We start from the raw sequence: 17415 nt of genomic DNA, 5'->3' as shown, positions 1-17415 counted from the left end.
AACGCCGAATGTCCCGTCCGATCGGACGGGACATTCGGCGGATTCGTTCAGCGGAAGCGCCGCAGGCGCAGGCTGTTGCTCACCACGAACACACTCGACAGGGCCATGGCCGCACCCGCGAGCATCGGGTTGAGCAGTCCGGCCGCCGCCAGCGGAATCGCCGCCACGTTGTAGCCGAACGCCCAGAACAGGTTGCCCTTGATGGTGCGCAGGGTGGCCCGGGAGAGCCGGATCGCCGTGCCGACCGTCCGCAGATCGCCGCGGACGAGCGTGATGTCGCCGGCCTCGATCGCCACGTCGGTGCCGGTGCCCATCGCCAGGCCCAGGTCGGCCTGGGCGAGAGCGGCCGCGTCGTTGACGCCGTCGCCGACCATCGCGACGACCTTGCCCTGATCCTGCAGGCGCTTCACCACGTCGAGTTTGTCGGCGGGCAGCACCTCGGCGATCACCTCGTCGATGCCGACCTGATCGGCCACCGTGCGCGCGGTCGCGGCATTGTCACCGGTCAAGAGCACCGGCGTCAGTCCCAGCGACCGCATGTCCGCGATGGCCTCGGCGCTCGAGCCCTTGATCGCATCGGCGATGACCAGCACACCGCGCGCCTGCCCGTCCCAGGCCACAACGATCGCCGTACGCCCGGCGGTCTCGGCTTCGGACTTGGCCTGCGCCAACGACTCCGGCAGCGGGATCGACCAATCCGCGAGCAGTTCGGTGCGGCCGATCACGACCGCGCGCTCCCCGACCAGACCCTGCACGCCCTTACCGCCGTGGCTCACGAACTGCTGCACCGGCTCCTCGGCCAGACCCTGTTCGGCGGCGCCCCGCACCACCGCCCGGGCCACCGGGTGTTCGGATCTGTGTTCCACCGCCGCGGCGACGGCCAGCAGCTCGTCGCGATCCTGGCCCTCGGCCGGGATGACCTCGGCCAGCGACATGGTGCCGGTCGTGACCGTTCCGGTCTTGTCCAGCACGACGGTGTCGATGCGCCGGGTCGATTCCAGCACCTGCGGACCCTTGATCAGGACGCCGAGCTGGGCGCCCCGGCCGGTGCCGACCAGCAGTGCGGTAGGTGTGGCCAGGCCGAGCGCGCACGGGCAGGCGATGATCAGCACCGCGACCGCCGCGCCGAAGGCCACCGCCACCGCGGCGCCGCTGCCGAGCCAGAAGCCCAGTGTGGCAACCGAAATCGCGATCACGATCGGGACGAACACGCCGGCGACCCGGTCGGCCAGCCGCTGCACGGGCGCCTTGCCGTTCTGCGCCTCTTCCACCAGTGCGGCCATCTGCGCCAGCTGGGTGTCGGCGCCGATCCGGGTGGCCCGCACGGTCAGCACCCCGCCGGCGTTGACGGTCGCGCCGATCACCGGATCGCCCGGGCCCACCTCGACCGGCACCGATTCACCGGTCAGCATGCTCATGTCGATAGCCGAATTACCGTCGGTGACCACACCGTCGGTGGCGACCTTCTCACCCGGACGCACCAGGAACACATCGTCGACGCGCAACTCCGACACCGGAATTCGGTGTTCGACGCCGTCGCGCAGTACCGCCACATCCTTGGCGCCGAGTTCCAGCAGCGCCCGCAGTGCCGAACCGGCCCGCTCCTTGGCACGGGTCTCGAAATACCGCCCGGCCAGGATGAAGACGATCACACCGGCCGCGACCTCGAAGTAGATGTTCGACGCCGACGCGGAGCGCTCGACCGCGAAGCTGAAGCCGTGCTTCATACCCGGCATTCCGGCATCGCCGAAGAACAGCGCGTACACCGACCACGAGTAGGCCGCCAGGGTGCCCAGCGAGATCAGGGTGTCCATGGTGGCGGTGGCGTGCCGGGCGTTGATCCACGCGGCGCGATGGAAGGCGGCGCCGCCCCAGAACACGACCGGCGTGGCCAGCGTCAGCGAAAGCCATTGCCAGTTCCGGAATTGCAGCGCCGGAATCATCGCCAGGGCGATGACCGGAAGCGCCAGCGCGAGGCTCACCAGCAGCCGATGCCGCAGTTGCCGTAGCGGCGAATCGGTGGAAACCTCTTCGGCCGCAGCGGTGTGCGCGGGACGCGTGTCGTGGACGGTGGCGGTGTAGCCGGTGTCGACGACACGTTCGATGAGTTGATCCGGCGTCACCGTTTCGGGGAAGCTGACCTTCGCCTTCTCGGTGGCGTAGTTGACCGTGGCGGTGACGCCCTCGATCCGGTTCAGTTTCTTCTCGATGCGTGCGGCGCAGGAGGCGCAGGTCATGCCACCGATATCCAGCTCGACGGAGCGCTCTGTCGTGGGCGCGCTCATTGGTGACCTCCTCCGTGCTCTCCGTTGTTGTGCTCGTTGTCGTGGTGCCCGCTCTGCTGCCCGGTTACCGCCTCGGCGGTGAATTCCGCCGTGTGAACCGCGCCGCCGTGGGCGAAGTCCAGGTAGAGCCGGAAGGCGCCGGTACTGGGCGCTTGGGCATGGAAGGCGACCCGCGGCCCGGCGGGTGTCGAGCCGACCTCTCCTTCGGGATGAACATGAAGGTAGGACAGATCGTTCCCGCGCAGTGCGACCAGATGCCCGTAGGCACCCAGATAGGGTTGCAGATCGGTGACCGGCCGCCCGTCGCGGGTGACGGTGAATCCCACCTCGCCGCCGGAGGTCGAGAGATCGCCGTCCATGCGAACCTGGTAGCCGTCGACGGTGGTGGTGCGCGAGACCGGCGGCAGGGGCCGATCGGCGGTCGCGCCGGTCACGGTGACGGTGCGGCTGAGCACCAGTTCATCCGGCGCCGCCGTGGGCCGGGAATCGGCGAAGATGCGATAGGTGCCCGGCTGGGCCCACGTCCAATCGATCGACCAGGTGCCGGTGTCGTCGCGGACCGGGTGCACGTGCCGGTATTCGGTGGTATCGGAGCGGACGGCGATCAGATGCAGGTCCCGCTCGTGCAGATCGGTGTACTGGGTGACCGGTGCGCCGTCGGGGCCGGTGATCCGGAATCGGAGGGTGCCGGGGGTCCGAGGTTCGGTAGGTGCGCTCACCTCGGAGAGGGTGTATCCCTCCTGGGTGGCCTGAAGTCCGGTGCCGTGGCCGGGGGCCGGCTCGGCCGGATCGCCCACCAGGGCGCCGATGCCGAGCGCGGCCCCGAACAACACGACCAGTCCGCCGCCGAATGCCGCGAACTTCAGTCTGTCGTTCATTCAGCTCGCCACCTGATATCCCGCCTCGTCGACGGCGGCGACGACCTCGGCGTCCGTCAGCGGTGCGGCGGATTCGACCTGGACGCGGCCGGAGGCGAGGTCTACGTCGACGCTGGTGACGCCGTCGATCTTGCCGATCTCCTTCTGCACCGACGCCACGCAGTGGCCGCAGGTCATCCCGGTGACGGTGTAGGTGCTGGTAGCCATGATCGCTTCCTTCGCTCGCTCTTATACGGTGAGGGGGTATCCCCTGACATCAATGAACATACCCCCCATGGGTACCCGGCGCAAGGGGGACGACGGGGAATTTCGCCCGCGGTGGCGCGCATCTCCGGCGACACCCGTCCGCGCAGGTAATCGGCCTGGCGTCGGCCGGCAATTCGGCGTCGGCTGCCTGGCGCGGCGGCCGGTGTCCGGCGAGTCCCCAGCTGCGGGAGCCCCGCGTCGCGCGGCAAACCGACCGTTTGCCGCGCGGACGGATAACCTAGCCCCGTGCTGTCTGTAGTACCCAGTTCCGTGGTCGTCCGCGCCCCCTCCAAGGTGAACCTTCATCTGGGGGTCGATGACCTGCGTAGCGACGGATACCACGAACTGACCACGGTCTTCCAGGCGTTGTCGCTGGCCGACGATGTGCGGATCGCTCCGGCCGGATCGCTGGCCGTGACCGTGCACGGGGAGGGCGCCGCCCAGGTGCCCACCGATCGCACGAACCTGGTGTGGCAGGCCGCCGTCCGGCTCGGGCATCTGGCCGGCCGCGCTCCGCTGGTGGAGATCGAGATCGAGAAGGGTATCCCGGTGGCCGGGGGGATGGCCGGCGGCAGCGCGGATGCCGCCGCGACGCTGGTGGGGCTCAACGAATTGTGGGGGCTGGAGATGTCGCGCGACCAGTTGGCCGAGGTCGCGGCCGAACTCGGCAGCGATGTGCCCTTCGCGCTGCACGGCGGCACCGCACTGGGCCGCGGCCGTGGTGAGAAACTGCTTCCGGTGTTGTCGCGCAACACTTTTCACTGGGTGCTGGCATTGGCGAAGGAGGGGCTGTCGACGCCGAAGGTGTTCGGCGAACTGGACCGGTTGCGCGAGAACGGCGATCCGCCGCGCCTCGGCGACCCGCAGGAATTGCTGCAGGCGTTGGCCTCCGGCGACCCCGCCCAGCTCGCGCCCCTGCTCGGCAACGATCTGCAGGCCGCCGCCCTGTCGCTGAATCCGGCCCTGCGCCGCACCCTGCGTGCCGGCGTCGAGGCGGGCGCCCTCGCCGGAATCGTCTCCGGTTCGGGGCCCACCTGTGCCTTCCTGTGCGGTAGTGAGGACGATGCGGTGGAGGTCTCGGCCGAACTCTCCGGCGCCGGGGTGTGCCGCAGCGTCCGCACCGCGACCGGTCCGGTGCCCGGTGCGCGTGTGCTGGCCGACGGGCGTCACTGACCGGACGTGACGAGCCGGCGCCGATCGTCGCGTGCGGGTCGGCGCCGGCCGGTAGCTACGTACGACCGTTCAGCTGAGAGTGTCGGCGAGGCGGTCGACCTGTTCCGGGTCTCGCCCGTAGCAGTAGAAGATCACTTCGTCGGCGCCCAGATCGGCGAATTGCTTTGTGACCGTGCGGATCTGCTCCGGGGTGGTGAGCATGCCCTCGACCATGTTCGCGCCGTAGTCGCTGAAGGCGTAGTACGCCGACATGGCGGCGCGGGCGTCGTCGATGACGTGCCGCGGACCCAGGGCCACGTTGACCTGCGCGACGATGCGCGGTGAACCCGGGCGATCGTAGTCGCGCCAGAACCGCCGCACGGTGTCGAACAGGCCCGGCGCCCACGAGGGTGCGGCCGCGGCGAGGAATCCGCCGCCCCAGCGTGCGACGCGTTCCAGCGCGGCGGGCTGGAATCCGCCGAACAGCAGTTCCGGACCGCCGGAGGTGTGCGGCAGCGGGCCGATCGCGGCGCAATTCTCGCTGTAGGGTTCACCGGACCAGAGTCTGCGCATCGTCGCGATCTGCTCGTCCAATCGCTTTCCGCGCGTGCGCAATTGCGTCCCGGACGCTTCATGGTCGTCGGCGCGGCCGCCGACACCGAGCCCCAGGGTGAATCGGCCGCCCGAGAGCCGGTCGAGGGTGGCGACCTGTTTCGCGAGCAGCGCGGTCTCCCGCAGTGGCGCGAGGAGCACTTCGGTCTGCAATCGGATCCGCTGCGTCGCACCGGCCAGATGCGCAAGTGTCACAAGGGGTTCCGGATTGTCGTAGACCAGTCGATCGAGCAGTCCGAGGGTGGAGAACGGGCCCGATTCGGCCCGCTCGGCCCATGCGACGAGTGACTGTGGGGCGGCGATCGGCAGCCCGATGCCGACCTTCACGCCGTGGGCTGTGCGCAGTGCGTCCGGCTGCCCGGAACTGTCGCCTGCACGGTCGCCGGGTGACGAGGTGGCAATGGCGGATGACGAGTCGGTCATGAGAATCCTCCGAATGTGGGGTCGGCAAGTCAGCGCCGCCCACTCCGCGCCCTCACGAGGCGGGGCTCCCGCACTACGGCCATACTTCTGGAGAGCCCATTTGGATTGCCCGCAGAGTACCTATGCCTCAACCTTTTTCGCAACCGCGATCCATGTGGAGCCACGCGGTACCGCTGCGGTTCGGTCCGCCGCAGAGGAGGGAAACGGCCGCAGTGGGACGGTTACGGTAAGCGCGGAGCCGAGAACCGTGTGCATGTGTGGCCGCGCCGCCATCCGCGTGCGTTTGGTGTGATCCGCGAGAGGCGGACTCGCGCCCGGCTCACCCGCGCCGGAAGTGCGCACCCTCGTGCCGTAACCTTCAGGGTGAAGCCGACGGGCGTGGTCCCGCCGCTGCGGGAGCGCAGCCGGCGCGCTCGACGCGGCCGGATCCGCCGAGCTCGTGGCACACCCGGAGGCCCCGCCATACTCGGAGAGGACTGACCCCTTGGCGAATCTGATCAATCTGGAGCAGGTCCACAAAAGCTTCGGAATCACCCCGCTGCTGGACAACGTGTCCCTCGGCGTGCAGGAGGGTGAGCGGATCGGGGTCGTCGGTCTCAACGGCGGGGGGAAGACCACACTGCTCGAGGTGCTGACCGGGCTCGAGCAGCCCGACAGCGGGCGGGTGAGCCGGATCAACGGCCTGCGCATGGCGGCGGTGACTCAGCGCGGTGTGCTGCCGGAAGGGGCCACCGTCGGCGAGGTGGTGCTGGCCGGGCTCGCCGAGGACGCGCGCACGGACGGCGTCGCCGAACACGAGTGGGCCGCCAATCCGCGCATCCGCAGCGTGCTCGACGGTATCGGCATCGCGGATCTGGGCATGGACACCTCGGTCGCGAATCTGTCCGGTGGCGAGCGCCGCCGTGTGGCGCTGGCCGCCGCGCTGGTGCGCGAACTTGATCTGCTGGTCCTCGACGAGCCCACCAACCACCTCGACGTCGAGGGTGTGCAGTGGCTGGCCGAACATCTGCTGGCGCGCCGCAGCGCACTCGTGGTGGTCACCCACGATCGCTGGTTCCTCGACACCGTCGCCACCCGCACCTGGGAAGTGGTGGGCGGCAAGGTCGAAAGCTATGAGGGCGGCTACAACGACTGGATCTTCGCCCGCGCCGAGCGGGCCCGCCAGGCCGATGCCACCGAGGCGCGCCGCCGCAATCTGGCCCGCAAGGAATTGGCCTGGCTGCGTCGCGGACCGCAGGCCCGTACCTCGAAGCCACGCTACCGAGTCGAGGCCGCCGAGGCCCTGATCGCCGATGTGCCGCCGCCGCGCGACACCGTGCAGCTGGCCTCCTTCGCACGGAAACGCCTGGGCCGCGTGGTGATCGAACTCGAGGACGCCACCCTCACCACCCCCGACGGCCGCGAATTGGTGCGCGATCTGACCTGGCGGTTGGCGCCGGGAGAGCGGGTCGGCCTGGTCGGGGTGAACGGATCGGGCAAGACCACCCTGTTGCGCGCTCTCGCCGGTGACGCGGAACCGGCGGCCGGTAAGCGGATTCAGGGCCAGACCGTCCGGATCGGCTGGCTGCGGCAGGAACTCGACGATCTGCCCACCGACATGCGGGTGCTGGAAGCGGTGTCCGATGTCGCCGAGCGAACCTGGCTGGGAGACAAGGAGATCAGCGCCGGGCAGCTCGCCGAACGGCTCGGATTCACACCGGCCAAACAGCGCACTCCGGTCGGTGACCTGTCCGGCGGTGAGCGCCGCCGCCTGCAACTGACCCGCATCCTGATGAGTGAGCCGAACGTCCTGCTGCTCGACGAGCCCACCAACGACCTCGACATCGACACCCTGCAGCAACTCGAGGACCTGCTCGACGGCTGGCCCGGCACCCTGGTCGTGATCAGCCACGACCGGTATCTGATCGAGCGCATCAGCGACTCCACCTGGGCGCTGTTCGGCGACGGCAAGCTCACCAACCTGCCCGGCGGGATCGAGGAGTACCTGCGTCGCCGCGCGGCCCTCGCCGACACCGCGCGCCGCCCCACCGGAACCTCCACGCCGACCGAAACTTCCGCTCCCGCAACCGATTCCGCCGCCTACCGCGCCGCGCGCAAGGAGTTCGGCCGGCTGGAGCGGACCCTGGAGAAACTCGGCGAGCGGGAGGAACGCCTGCACACCGCACTGGCCGAAGCCGCCACCGATCCGGAGAAGCTGGTGAGCCTCGGCGCGGAACTGAAGCAGGTGCAGGCCGAGAAGGAATCAACCGAGATGCGCTGGTTGGAACTCGCCGAAGAGGTGGGGTAGGCAGTTACGACCGTCGGCGGCGGCCGGGGCCTCCGGCCTCACCACAGGTGCAGGAAGTCCCGAACGTCGTCGTATCCGTCGAGAGCCCGGCCGTCGACATCCGAAGGGTCCGCTTCGGCCCGGGCCGCAAGGGATTTCACCAGCGCCACGGCGTCGACACCGAGGTGGCCGAATCGTCGCGCGGTGTGCCCCAGGCACAGTACGGCCAGCCCGAGCAGTGGACTTCCCGAGACTGCGCGCGTCCCGACCTGCATACACCAGTGTTCGACGAAATCTCGGTCCTCGTCGTTCAACGCGCTTCCGACCAGGACGTCCGCGGCCTCCCCTTCGGCGGTGCGATCGCGCAGGGCCCGCTCCAATGTCTCGACCACGACCGCATGCGGTAGCGCGGGCGGGTTGTGGAATGTCCGATGAGTGTGCGCGGTGGTTCTATCGCGTTTCAGAGCGCGTGGCCCAGTGGCGGCACCGGCAGGCACGCACAGGTGAAATCCGTGCCGAACGAGGTGAGCGCGATGCTGCGGTAGGCGACCTTGGTGCCGAATCCGCGCTTGAGCAACCGCCGCACCTCGGGCTGTGATTCGAGCAACTGATAGCGGGCCGGGTTGTCCAGCTGATCGCCCTCGACGGTGATGAGGCCGAGGCGGCGCAGATTGGTCAGATAGGTGATCGCCCGGTCGGGGAAGCGCAGCGCCGCGGTCTCGCCGATCAGCGACATGCCGACCTCGATGCGCTGGGTGCCCGAACTCAACGGCCGCCCGGTGCGGATGTCGAGCGCCGGCTGCGGCCCGTCGAGGTAGAGGAAGCGCAGGATCCGGGCCTCGTCGGGAGCCAGTTCGGCGAGGATGCGCGCGAAGGCCGGATGGTCGCTGTCCTCGCAGTGCACATCGGCCGAGCGGCGCAGCAGTTCGGCGCCGCGATCGCGCAGGCTCGGCGCCGAGCCGGTGGGGGCGCCCGCGGGTGCGGCATCGATACCGAGCGCCCGCCGCACCGAGTCGCGAACCTGCTCGCCGGCCTCGGAGAGCACATGCCGCGGCGGCTGCCCGGACATGCTGCCGCGCACCACCGTGGCCGTCACCCCCACTGCGGTGCCCAGGCCCCAGGCCGCGGCCTCGGTCACCGCGGAGAGCGCCACCCGCACCACACCGGTCGTGGTGCGCACGGGACCCGCCCAGCCCGGGCGGGCATCCTCGGACAGCATCAATTCGGCCGACCGGCGCGCGACGAGGTCGGTGGAGCGTGCGTCCGGGTCGGGGAAGACCGTCTCGATTTCGGTCGCACCGGTACCGGCCGCCGCGTCGGCGCCGGATTCGGCCACCACCTCGGCGTATTCGATCGAAAACTCGGCGCCGTCACCGGTTTCCGGCGCGGATCCGCTCACAGCCATACGTTCGCTACTTCCGTTCCGAAGATCAGAAGATGAGCGTAACCGGCGATGAGCCCCAGCACACCGCCATGGACGAACAAAAGCCACTCGTCCTGTTTGATCGCCGCGCGCAGCATGTCGACGAAGTCCGGCGGTTTCAGCGCCGCCATCTGCTTGGCGATGTACTGGCTGACCTGCCGGCTCTGCTGGGCGTTGAATCCGGGATCGGCGAAGGCGGCCGGTGCCAGCGATTTGGCCTCGTCGGTGAAGCGGTTCTGCAGGGTCGCGTAGTCGCGACTGCCGATCACGAACTTCAGCGCCCCGCGCATCGGCCCGAGCGCGCGGTCGGTGGCCGGGCGCAGGGTGTCCTCGAGAACCTGCATGGTGCGGTCCGAGCGCGGGCCGTTCAGCAGTTCGTCACCGACATTGGCGATCGTGATGATCTGGGTGGCCACCAATTCGGCATAGCCCTCGGTGATTTCGGGCTGCCGCTTGATCAGCAGACCCTGCCGCCACGGGCACCACCACTTCGGATAGGCGGGTTCGAAGATCATGTTGAGCCCGATCCAGTTGACCACCCAGCCGATGATCACACCGCCGACCGGCAGCACCACCAGCGGCGACCAATGCGTCAGATGCAGCACCGCGACGAGCACCAGACCCATCGGCGCGCCGAAATAGAAGCCGAAGTTCTGCATGAACCGCAACTCCTTGGCGCCCAGCACCTGAAATACGGTGTTGAGCAACTGCGGCCGCGATTGGAAATATCGGATCACCATCTGTTTGACATCGAGCAGTTGTTCGATGTTCGACCCGAGTTCGTCGGTCAGTTCCTTGAGGATATCCGGAAGTTGTTCCCGGACCCGCTCGTGTACCAACTCCCGGACCTGCGCGGGCAGGTTGTACCAGAGCTGCGGATGTTCCCGGCGGGCAATCTCCTCGACGATGTCGCGGATCTGCGACTGCGCCATATCGGTCAGATGCGCGGCCAGTTCATCGGGCTCCAGTTCGCGATAGAAGTCGGCGACGCTGCCGAGTTTCGAGAGCCCTTTGTCGACCGCGATCGAGGCCATCTTGTCCGCGCGCGAGGGCACGATTCCCTGCCAGCCCATGCGGCCGTCGTACTGCAGCAGCGGCAGCACCTGAATGCGCTTGGGAAGATAGGGGAACAACCATTTCAGACCCGGTACCCGAAACCCGTGAAAGCGTAGCGGCTTGAACAGCATCAGGATGCCGGTCCAGTTGGTGATATAGCCGATGACACCCGTGAAGAGGGGGATCGTGATCAGTTCCAGCAAAATCGTCGGGTGAAAACCCAGCAAACTATCCAGCACGACACCCTCCTGCCGACCCCTTACCGGTGACCGCCGTCACACCGGCACTACAACGTACCCCGTCGGCCAGGCGAACCTTACTGTGAATTCCGGAAACGGGTCCAATTGCGACCGGAGCGACGCGGCCGGAGGCGGCAGCGAGCGTAACCACGGAGGCCGCCGCGGAAGTCGCCATGCAATTCCGCGGCTGTAGCGACGCGGCCGGAGGCGGCAGCGAGCGTAACCACGGAGGCCGCCGCGGAAGTCGCCATCCAATTCGGGTTGGAAGCCGCTACACGGTAGCGTATCGGCGGAGACTTCGATCACATCGTGCGATCGGAATGTCGCACCGGACAGCGGCAGCCGCAAGAATGACCGGAACCACATTCATGCCGCTATCGCTGTGCGGGTGTCGGTGCTCATGGCCGAGAGCCGCCGAACATGGCCGGTGGCCTTCGGGGTGCGGTAAGAATATGTGAGCGGATTCGTTCACCTGGCGATATTCGGAGAATGACGTGACAGACGACAGGACCGGACAGGATGTGGTCCGACCCGGTTCCCGCGCTGTGGAACGCAGCTCGGACGTGGAGAAGCGGCAGATCAGCAACGAAGCCCGCATGATCCGCGGCGTCTTCCGGGCTGCCGGCCTGGCAGCCGGGACCGCGGTCCGCGGCGGCCAGTGGGCCGTCGGCACCGGTCTCGAGGTCACCAAGCAGATCGCCCAGGCCGCGCTGGACGGCGAATCCTCCACCGAGATCGCCGAACGCACCGGAGCCGCACTGCAGTCCGTCGCCCGCAGCGTCCTCGGCGTCACCGAGGGTTCGGTGCGCGAGATCGTCAGCTACGTCCCCACCAACGGCCAGGCGCCCGGCCCGTCGACCGGCGGGCTGGTCCGCTCCTCGACCCTGGTCGATCTGCGCCGCCGCGGCGACAATCTGCTCGCGCGCTCGGCCGATGTGTACTTCACCGAGGAAGTCCATCCGGCCTACGACCGCATTCTCGATCAGCTGTCCTCGGACGAGGCGCGGATTCTGCGGTTCATGGCCATCAACGGCCCGCAGCCCTCGGTCGACGTGCGCACCAACCGGCCGCTGGGGATCGGTTCCGAGCTGGTCGCGGGAGATCTGACCTCGGTGCCGGAGCAGGCCGGCGTGCGGTATCCGGACCGGTCGCGGCTGTATTTGATCAACCTGAACCGGCTCGGTCTGCTGACCACTTCCGACGATCCGGTGGTGTTGAGCCGTTATATGGTGCTCGAGGTCCAGCCGATCGTGGAATCGGCGCTCAAGCAGGCCGGCCGGGTGCCCAAGATCGTGCGAAAGAGCTTGCGCCTCACCGAATTCGGCGAGGACTTCTGCAAGACCTGCTTCACCATCAACGGGTCCTGACCCGCGGCCGCCGGTCAACGCTGTGTAGCGATACGATACAGATTTTCCGATCTGCGCAGATTCGCCGGATCCGGTGGGATTGTTGAGGTATGGATTCCGATGCCGTCTCCGCGATCAGCCGGCTGAAGTTCCGGTACCTGAGAGCACTCGACACCAAATCGTGGGAAGACTTCGCCGACACGATGATCCCGGAGGCGACGGCGACCTACAGCGAGTACCTGCAGTTCGAGTCGCGTGATGCGTTCCTGGCGTTCATGCGCAATACCCTCGGGCCCCACGTCATCACCGAACATCGGTGCGACCATCCCGAGATCGATATCGACGGCGATTCGGCGACCGGCACCTGGTACCTGGCCGACACCGTGCTCATTCCCGGTCACAACATGCTGCTGCGCGGGGCGGCGTTCTACAACGACCGGTATGTGCGCTGCGACGACGGCCAGTGGCGTATCGCCCACACCGGATACGAGCGGACCTACGAGGTGGTGCTGTCGCTGTCGGACCTGCCGAGTCTGCGCCTGACCGCCAGCCGGTGGGGCGTGATCACCGGTGAACCGGGTTCGGTGCCCGATATCCCGGCCGTGGTGTCGAATATCGAGGACACTCCGGGCGGGTCGGTCGAGGAAGAACCGGACGAGGCGATCGGCTGAGTTTTCGGCGACGGCTTCGCCGACGCGGGTTTTCGGCCCCCTGGGCCTCGATTTTTCCCTCCTCCGCTCAGTCGCTGCGCTCCCTCGCTCCGTCAGTCCAAAATCGAGGCGGGCCGAAAACCACCAAGGTCTACGATGCGCCAATGGTGAACCGGCCAGTACCGGTTTATCGGCGATCTGGCGGGGCCCTGCGTGATCCGGCCACGCAGTCAGTCCGCGGTCGCGACGAGGGGTTCCAGGGTCAGGCCCGACATTTCCTTCTCGATGTACTGCAGCCGCCACTTGTCGCTGAACAGGGCCAGGATCACGCCGTCGGTGCGGGTGAAGACCTCGACGCCGCGCTGGCGGTCCAGCTCCGGCGAGGAGGCGGCGTCGGTGCGCCGGGCCAGCTGATAGGGCAGGAAGTCCAGCTGCGTTTCGACGTTGAATTCGGCCTGCATGCGGGCGGTGACCACCTCGAACTGCATCGGGCCGACCGCCGCCAGCACCGGAGAGGCGTCGCCGCGCAGATCGTTGCGCAGCACCTGCACCACGCCCTCGGAGTCGAGCTGATCGATGGCCTTGCGGAACTGCTTGTACTTGCCCGCGCTACGCGCGCGCAGGGTGGCGAAATGTTCCGGCGCGAAGGACGGAATCGGCGGGAACTCCACCTTTTTGTCCACGAACAGCGTGTGCCCGGGGGCGAGGGCGGTCGCGTTGACCAGACCGACCACATCGCCGGGGTAGGCGGTGTCGACGGTGGCGCGTTCGCGGCCGAAGACGGTGAGCGCGTATTTGGTCGCGAACGGGCGTCCGGTCTGGGCGTGCGTGACGACCATGCCGCGCTCGAATTCTCCGGAGACGATGCGCATGAACGCCAGCCGGTCGCGATGCGCGGCGTCCATACCGGCCTGCACCTTGAAGACGACCGCGCTGAACGGGTCGGCCGGCTGTCGCGGTGCGCCGTCGACGTCGGCGCGCGGGCCGGGCGGCGGGGCCAGCGCCACCAGGGTGTCGAGCAGTTGGCGCACGCCGAAGTTCAGCACCGCCGAGGCGTAGATGACCGGTGAGGTCTGCCCGGCGAGGAACAGTTCCTGATCGTGGTCCTGGCCGGTGGCCGAGAGCAGTTCGCTCTCCTCGGCCGCGGTCTCCCACGGTTCGCCCTCGCGAGCGGCGGCTTGCTCGGGCGAATACGACTCCTCCGGCGCGATGGTCGCGCCACCCGCGGTGCGGGTGAAGTGGATGTATTCGGTGGCGGCGCCCTCGGGACCGCGGCGCAGCAGGCCGCGGAAATCACCCGCGATGCCGACCGGCAGGAACAGCGGCGTGGGGGTCAGGCCGATTCGCTCGCTGATCTCGTCGAGCAGTTCCAGCGGCGCCCGTCCCGGGCGGTCCCACTTGTTGATCACGGTGATCACCGGGATGCCGCGGTGGCGGCAGACCTGGAACAGTTTGAGGGTCTGCGGCTCCAGGCCCTTGGCGGCATCGATGAGCATGACCGCGGCGTCGACGGCCGTCAGCACCCGGTAGGTGTCCTCGGAGAAATCGGAGTGGCCGGGCGTGTCGACCAGATTGATCACGCACTCGCCGTACTCGAACTGCAGCGCCGTCGAGCTGACGGAAATACCGCGTGCCTTCTCCATTTCCATCCAGTCGGAAACGGTGGATCTCCGGCCGGATTTTCCGTGGATGGCGCCGGCCTCGGAAATCATCTTCGCGTGCAGGGCCAGGGCCTCGGTGAGCGTCGATTTACCCGCGTCGGGATGGGAGATCACCGCGAAGGTGCGCCGCCGTTCCGCCTCCTGCGCCACCCGCCCGGATGTGGTCGTGCTGGCTGAGGGGGAATTCACCGATCGGCTCCTCTTCGCGGGACAGGGCAAAGCATCAGAATACGGGAACAGGCCCGTCCGGCCCGCGCCGGGCGGCCAGTGCCGTGGGGAAAGCCGCCGGTCAGGGCCGGTGTGCTGGGCATCCGGTAGGTGCCAGGTCAGTCGGCCGGGTGTCGGGCGACCGTTCGCAGCACCAGCCGGCGCGGCGGTCGAGATTCTGGAATCCGGCGGGGTGTGGGGCATTCATCCGGAAGGGACCCGCTCGCCGGACGGCCGGGTCTATCGCGGCCGCACCGGGGTGATCCGGGTGGCGATGCGTTCCGGCCGCCGCTACGTGGATTGCCATGCCGCGCACTTCCGCGCCGAATCCGCCTGAACCGGCCGGGGCCGACGATGGACCGGTGTCCGTTCGGCGTGCAATACCGCATCGGGGTGCGGCGCGGAAGCGGTTTCCGCTACATGCTATTGTTCTCAGGTTGTCTCGGCGAGGGTGTCGCACCCAGTGCACACCGTGATCGACGCGGCTCGGCTTCCGGCCGTTGTCGTGCGGTCATCGCCCGACGAGCAGACCCTTTCGCCAGGGCCGTCCGAATCAGGACAGTACCTGGCCAGCACACCGTCCGCCCCGGAAAGCCGTAGGAGAGTATTTCAGTCATGTCCGACGTCAGCGTCCTCGCAGCTCAGACCCGCACCGAATTCGGCAAGGGCGCCGCGCGCCGCACCCGTCGCGACGGCAACGTTCCCGCCGTCCTGTACGGCCACGGTGAGGCGCCGAAGCACCTGGCGGTCAACGCCCAGGCCTTCGCCGCGATCCTGCGCGAGCACGGCACCAACGCCGTGCTGGAGCTGGAGATCGACGGCAAGAAGGAGGTGGCGATGACCAAGTCGGTGGTCGTGCACCCCATCCGCCGCTACATCGAGCACGCCGACCTGCTGATCGTCAAGCGCGGCGAGAAGGTCGTCGTCGACGTGCCGGTCGTCCTCACCGGCGATGCCGCCGCGGGAACCCTGGTCACCCAGGAGGCTACCGTGCTGTCGGTCGAGGCCGAGGCCATGAAGCTGCCCGAGTCCATCGAAATCTCGATCGAGGGCGTCGAGGCCGGCACCCAGATCACCGCCGGCGAGATCGAACTGCCGAAGGGCACCACCCTGGCCGGTGACCCGGAGGCCCTGATCGTCAACATCATCGTCGCTCCGGCCGCCGAGGCCGTCGAGGGCGAGGGTGCGGGCGAGGCCGAGGGTGAGGCCGAGAGCGCCGAATAATTCGGTCGCTCAACGGATTTCGATGACGGAATCTGATGACGGAATCTACTGCCCCCGCGCTCGTGGTGGGCTTGGGTAATCCCGGGCCCGAATACGAGCGCACCAGGCACAATGCCGGTTTCCTGGTCGCCGATGTGCTCGCCGAGCGCATCGGCGGCCGGTTCACCGTGCACAAGAAGTCGGGCGCCGATCTGCTCGAGGCCCGGCTCGACGGGCGCAAGATACTGCTGGCCAAGCCGCGTACCTACATGAATCTGTCCGGCCGCCCCGTCGCGGCGCTGGCCCGGTTCTTCTCGGTTCCGCCCACCGAGGTCATCGTCGTGCACGACGAACTGGATCTGCCCTTCGGCAGCATCCGGCTCAAACGTGGTGGCGGCGAAGGCGGTCACAACGGGCTGCGTTCGATCTCGAATGCCCTGTCCACCAAGGACTATCTGCGGGTCCGGTTCGGCGTGGGCCGCCCGCCCGGCCGGCAGGATCCGGCCGATTTCGTACTCAAACCGTTCTCCGCGCCCGAGCGCAAGGAGGTTCCGGTGCTGGTCGAACAGACCGCCGACGCGGTGGAGTTGCTGTTGCGGGTGGGGCTGGAAACCGCCCAGAACCAACTGCATTGAGTGATCTCTGCGAAGATCGGTGGCCGTGCAGGACTACACGACGATTTTCGATCGGTATCGGGGCACGCTACTGGGCGGGGCGGTCGGTGATGCCCTGGGCTGGCCGATCGAATTCCTGAAGCTGGAACAGATCCGGGATCGGTTCGGTCCCGACGGGCTCACCGGATTCGCCCCAGCGGCAGACGAATCCGCGCCCCGGCAGATCACCGACGACACCCAGATGACGCTGTTCACCGCCGAGGGGCTGTTGCGGTGCGTGCCGGGCGCGGATCCGGCACCCGCTCTGCGTGGTGCCTATCTGCGCTGGCTGCGGACCCAACGCGAACACGCGCCCGACGCACGCCCCGACGGCTGGCTGGCGAGTCTGCCGTATCTGTACGCGGTGCGCGCACCGGGCAACGCGTGCATGGGCGGGCTGAATCGGCAGGCGCGGAGCTATCGCGAACCCCATCCCTTCGGCGTCCCGGGTCCGGTGAACGAGAACTCCAAGGGTTGCGGGACGGTCATGCGGTCCGCCCCGTTCGGATTGGCCGCCCTCGGACCCGAGGCCGCCTTCCAGGCGTCGGCCCGGTGTGCCCAGCTCACCCACGGCCATCCCACCGGATATCTGGCCGCCGGCGCCTTCGCCGCGCTGATCGACCGGCTCGTCAACGGCGCCGATCTGCGAACCGCGGTGCAGGACACCACGAGTCAGGTGGAGGCGGTCGCCGGTGGTGCGGAAACCGCCGCCGCCCTGCACAAGGCCGTGGCCACCGCGGACGCGGGGCCCGCCACCTCCGAAGGGGTCGAACAGGTCGGTGCGGGCTGGGTGGCCGAGGAATGCCTGGCCATCGGCGTCTACTGCGCGTTGGACGCCGAGCGGACGGGGGACCTGCGCCGCGCATTCCTGTTGTCGGTCAACCACTCCGGCGATTCCGATTCCACCGGTTCCGTGGCCGGCAACATCCTCGGCGCCCGTCACGGCCTCGACGCGCTACCGCTGGATTGGTGCGGTGCGGTCGAGGGCCGCGACGATCTGGCCCGCGTCGCCGACGATCTGGTCGCCGCCTTCGTGTACCGCGACCGGACCCCGCTCGGCGACCGCTATCCGCTGGACGCCTCGGAAGATCCGGTACCGCAGCAACTCTCGTGAC

The 17415-nt window shown here is 68.3% G+C and carries 16 protein-coding genes; 8 read left to right on the top strand and 8 right to left on the bottom strand.

From position 1 onward, the window contains the following. Positions 1-47: 47 nt before the first annotated feature. Genes A5780_RS07500 through A5780_RS07490 form a run of 3 tightly spaced genes read right to left on the bottom strand, consistent with a single transcriptional unit; the run spans position 48 to position 3370 of the window. Positions 48-2285, bottom strand: a complete 2238-nt coding sequence (locus A5780_RS07500; RefSeq protein WP_064908094.1) for a cation-translocating P-type ATPase — start codon at positions 2283-2285, stop codon at positions 48-50. Further along, positions 2282-3163, bottom strand: a complete 882-nt coding sequence (locus A5780_RS07495) for a hypothetical protein (RefSeq protein WP_064908093.1) — start codon at positions 3161-3163, stop codon at positions 2282-2284. Before A5780_RS07495 ends, A5780_RS07500 begins: the two co-directional genes overlap by 4 nt. Further along, on the bottom strand, positions 3164-3370 hold the full coding sequence (locus A5780_RS07490; RefSeq protein WP_030515214.1) for a heavy-metal-associated domain-containing protein: 207 nt from the start codon (positions 3368-3370) through the stop codon (positions 3164-3166). 285 nt (positions 3371-3655) lie between these two features. Here A5780_RS07490 and A5780_RS07485 point away from each other — a divergent pair, with 285 nt between their 5' ends. Beyond that, the gene (locus tag A5780_RS07485) at positions 3656-4582 is read left to right on the top strand and encodes a 4-(cytidine 5'-diphospho)-2-C-methyl-D-erythritol kinase (protein ID WP_064908092.1); all 927 of its coding nucleotides are present in this window, start codon (positions 3656-3658) and stop codon (positions 4580-4582) included. Positions 4583-4651: 69 nt separating this feature from the next. Here the strand turns inward: A5780_RS07485 and A5780_RS07480 are convergent, their stop codons facing one another. After that, positions 4652-5596 carry an LLM class flavin-dependent oxidoreductase gene (locus A5780_RS07480; protein WP_231982882.1) on the bottom strand — a complete coding sequence of 315 codons (945 nt, stop codon included), beginning with the start codon at positions 5594-5596 and terminating at the stop codon, positions 4652-4654. A gap of 484 nt (positions 5597-6080) precedes the next feature. Here A5780_RS07480 and A5780_RS07475 point away from each other — a divergent pair, with 484 nt between their 5' ends. Then, positions 6081-7883, top strand: coding sequence for an ABC-F family ATP-binding cassette domain-containing protein (locus tag A5780_RS07475; RefSeq protein WP_064908091.1), 1803 nt, complete (start codon positions 6081-6083; stop codon positions 7881-7883). A 38-nt stretch (positions 7884-7921) separates the two neighbouring features. Here the strand turns inward: A5780_RS07475 and A5780_RS07470 are convergent, their stop codons facing one another. The 3 genes from A5780_RS07470 to A5780_RS07460 form a co-directional block, all read right to left on the bottom strand. Beyond that, a complete protein-coding gene (locus A5780_RS07470; protein ID WP_063009323.1) occupies positions 7922-8254 on the bottom strand; it encodes a hypothetical protein in 333 nt (110 codons plus the stop codon). A 68-nt stretch (positions 8255-8322) separates the two neighbouring features. Further along, entirely contained in the window at positions 8323-9261 is a 939-nt protein-coding gene (locus A5780_RS07465) for an Abi-alpha family protein (RefSeq protein WP_227463029.1), read from the bottom strand. Then, positions 9258-10580: a hypothetical protein gene (locus tag A5780_RS07460; protein WP_082856617.1), complete on the bottom strand. Its 1323-nt coding sequence runs from the start codon at positions 10578-10580 to the stop codon at positions 9258-9260. Before A5780_RS07460 ends, A5780_RS07465 begins: the two co-directional genes overlap by 4 nt. 494 nt (positions 10581-11074) lie before the next feature. Here A5780_RS07460 and A5780_RS41750 point away from each other — a divergent pair, with 494 nt between their 5' ends. After that, positions 11075-11947: a DUF4393 domain-containing protein gene (locus tag A5780_RS41750; protein ID WP_030515219.1), complete on the top strand. Its 873-nt coding sequence runs from the start codon at positions 11075-11077 to the stop codon at positions 11945-11947. Between the two features lie 89 nt (positions 11948-12036). Continuing rightward, on the top strand, positions 12037-12597 hold the full coding sequence (locus A5780_RS07450; protein ID WP_036524295.1) for a nuclear transport factor 2 family protein: 561 nt from the start codon (positions 12037-12039) through the stop codon (positions 12595-12597). Positions 12598-12806: 209 nt separating this feature from the next. On the opposite strand, the gene A5780_RS07445 is transcribed toward A5780_RS07450, so the two are convergent. Next, positions 12807-14426, bottom strand: a complete 1620-nt coding sequence (locus A5780_RS07445) for a peptide chain release factor 3 (protein WP_064908090.1) — start codon at positions 14424-14426, stop codon at positions 12807-12809. On the opposite strand from A5780_RS07445, the gene A5780_RS43010 reads away from it, so the two are divergent. From A5780_RS43010 to A5780_RS07430, 4 genes are all read left to right on the top strand, one after another. Next, positions 14314-14781 carry a 1-acyl-sn-glycerol-3-phosphate acyltransferase gene (locus tag A5780_RS43010; protein WP_369817466.1) on the top strand — a complete coding sequence of 156 codons (468 nt, stop codon included), beginning with the start codon at positions 14314-14316 and terminating at the stop codon, positions 14779-14781. The genes A5780_RS07445 and A5780_RS43010 overlap by 113 nt on opposite strands. Positions 14782-15059: 278 nt before the next feature. Then, positions 15060-15668, top strand: coding sequence for a 50S ribosomal protein L25/general stress protein Ctc (locus A5780_RS07440; protein WP_063009327.1), 609 nt, complete (start codon positions 15060-15062; stop codon positions 15666-15668). Between the two features lie 35 nt (positions 15669-15703). Continuing rightward, complete coding sequence (gene pth / locus A5780_RS07435) at positions 15704-16282, top strand: aminoacyl-tRNA hydrolase (protein ID WP_063009329.1); 579 nt, start codon at positions 15704-15706, stop codon at positions 16280-16282. Positions 16283-16307: 25 nt separating this feature from the next. Continuing rightward, complete coding sequence (locus tag A5780_RS07430) at positions 16308-17414, top strand: ADP-ribosylglycohydrolase family protein (RefSeq protein ID WP_064908089.1); 1107 nt, start codon at positions 16308-16310, stop codon at positions 17412-17414. The last annotated feature ends 1 nt before the right edge of the window (position 17415 follow it).

It is taken from the genome of Nocardia sp. 852002-20019_SCH5090214, from assembly GCF_001665865.1.
Lineage (GTDB): Bacteria > Actinomycetota > Actinomycetes > Mycobacteriales > Mycobacteriaceae > Nocardia > Nocardia nova.
This window is presented reverse-complemented; position numbering and strand designations above follow the sequence as displayed.